The 2314-nt window shown below is 57.0% G+C and carries 2 protein-coding genes and 1 pseudogene; all 3 read left to right on the forward strand.

The window, feature by feature from the left end:
* Positions 1–170: 170 nt before the first annotated feature.
* The gene (locus VGP75_RS05070) at positions 171–1178 is read left to right on the forward strand and encodes an ABC transporter permease (protein WP_327542617.1); all 1008 of its coding nucleotides are present in this window, start codon (positions 171–173) and stop codon (positions 1176–1178) included.
* The gene (locus VGP75_RS05075) at positions 1171–2121 is read left to right on the forward strand and encodes an ABC transporter permease (RefSeq protein ID WP_327542618.1); all 951 of its coding nucleotides are present in this window, start codon (positions 1171–1173) and stop codon (positions 2119–2121) included. The genes VGP75_RS05070 and VGP75_RS05075 overlap by 8 nt, the downstream gene beginning before the upstream one ends.
* Positions 2122–2201: 80 nt before the next feature.
* Positions 2202–2314 (forward strand): annotated as a pseudogene (locus VGP75_RS20675) (dienelactone hydrolase family protein); the annotation flags it as partial.

The following is a 2314-nucleotide window of genomic DNA, read 5'->3' on the forward strand; positions in this document are numbered from 1 at the left end:
GCACATTCCGTCACACTTGGCGGCGTGATCCTGAACACATGGGATAGCGAGCTGTGGAACATTGCTGACTGGTACCGCATCAGCGAGTAAAGCACTGACGCAGCCCCGGACCGCGATCCGGGGCTGCGCTGCCCTTCTTTCTTCCAAAGCCATGTACAGAGGCGTCGTAAATGCTGACCTACACCATCCGTAGATTGCTGCTGTCGATCCCGACGCTTATCTTCATTGCTTTTGTGATTTTCATGCTGCTGGAACTCGCCCCCGGCGACCCGATGGCCAGCATGCCCCTGTCGATCCCGCCCGAAGTGCGCCAGCAAATGCGCGAGGCACTGGGGCTGGGCGAGCCGTGGTATATCCGCTTCCCACTTTGGCTGAACCAGTTCTTTATCGTCGAGCCGCAATACTGGATCGACAACGCCTTCGGCACCAATTTCGCCGATGGCGCACAGCGGATCATCAGCTTCCAGTCACGCAGCCCCGTCTTTGATGTTATCGCCCAGCGCCTGCCACAGACGCTCTGGGTTGTGGCGATGTCCTATGTTGTGGGCGTGCTGATCGCGCTGCCCATCGGGATCATCAGTGCCTACAAACAATATTCCGTCTTTGACAACGCCGGCACATTCGTCAGCATGATCGGCTTTTCGGTGCCGCCCTTCTTTTCGGGCGTTCTGCTGATCGTGATCTTCTCGGTCCAACTGCAATGGCTGCCGTCAATCTATGACACCACGCTGGTGGTGAATTCGTGGGAGACATTCAAGACCCAGCTCATGCAGATGATCATGCCCGTGATGGTGCTCGCGCTGCAGACCACAGCACAGGTCAGCCGCTATATGCGCGCGTCGATGCTGGATAACCTGTCTCAGGATTATGTCCGCACAGCCCGCGCCAAAGGCATGTCGGAAAGCGTGGTCGTGCTCAAGCATGTGCTGCGCAACTCGATGATCCCTGTTGTGACCGTGATTGCACTGGGTATTCCATCCATCTTTGGCGGTGCGATCATCACCGAGCAGATCTTCAAGGTGAACGGCCTTGGTCAGCTTTTGATTATCGCGCTGCAAGGCTCGGATATTCCCATGGTCATGACAATCACCTTCCTGCTCGCGGTGCTGATCGTGATGATGAACCTGATTGCCGATGTGCTTTACGGCATACTTGATCCGAGGATCCGCTATGACTGATGCAACTGTGGCAAAAGAAGTGATCGAAAAGCCGCGCAACCAGTGGCTGGATGTCTGGGACCAGTTCAAGACCCACAAAGGCGCGGTCTTTGGCTTGGGCTTTCTGATCTTCATCACGCTTTTCGTGACCATCGGCCCGTGGCTGTGGCAGGTGGACCCCGGCAAGCTTGATATCCGCAACAAGGATGTACGCCCCATCTACATGCTGCTGTTTGACAGCGAGGCCAAGGTGAACTGGGCCAACCCGATGGGGACCGACAATCTGGGCCGCGATATCATGGCCAATATCATGCAGGGCGGGCGGATTTCATTGGCCGTTGGCTGGACCGCGATGATCTTGGCGGTGTTGATTGGCACATTGATCGGGGTCTTGGCGGGGTATTTCCGCCGCCTTGACGGCCTGCTGATGCGTTTCACCGATCTGGTGCTGTCCCTGCCCCTACTGCCGCTCTTGCTGGTCATGATGCTCTTGTTCCGCGATCCGCTGCGTGCGGCCTTCGGACCCGAAAATGGTATCTTCATCCTGATCGTGGTCGGCATTGGCATTACCTCATGGATGCAGACCGCGCGGATTGTCCGCGGCGACGTCATGGCGCTGAAGGAGCGTGAATTCGTCCTTGCCGCCCGATCCATCGGCACACCGCCACGGCGGATGATTACACGGCATATTTTGCCCAATGTCCTCTCTCCGATCATGGTCTCGGCCACCCTGGGCCTTGCCACAGCGATCATTACCGAAAGCGCGCTGTCTTTCCTTGGCCTTGGCTTCCCGTCGGATTTCCCCACATGGGGCAAGATCCTGTTTGACAGCGTTGATCGCATGACCGCCTTCCCCGAGCGCGTGTTGTGGCCCGGCCTTGCGATTTCGCTGACGGTACTGGCGGTGAACTATATCGGCGACGGTCTGCGCGATGCGCTTGACCCGCGGATCCGCGGGTTGTGATTTGCCTTAGGGCTTGGGCAGCATAAATCTGTTGGAGCGGCACCAACCCGTTCCAACAGGAGATCGCAACAATGACACGCATGACGGCCAAGGACTTTGATCAAGAACTGCTTGATCTTTATGATTTCTACGCACACGGCAAAATTTCCAAACGTGAGTTTCTAGATAAGGCGGGCAAATTCGCGGTCGGCGG

The organism is Yoonia sp., from assembly GCF_036007805.1.
Classification (GTDB): Bacteria; Pseudomonadota; Alphaproteobacteria; order Rhodobacterales; family Rhodobacteraceae; genus Yoonia.

What these genes read in the sequence shown, in the direction of transcription:
- VGP75_RS05070 (WP_327542617.1), top strand. Translation starts at nt 171, where the DNA reads ATGCTGACCTACACCATCCGTAGATTGCTGCTGTCGATCCCGACGCTT.
- VGP75_RS05075 (WP_327542618.1), top strand. Translation starts at nt 1,171, where the DNA reads ATGACTGATGCAACTGTGGCAAAAGAAGTGATCGAAAAGCCGCGCAAC.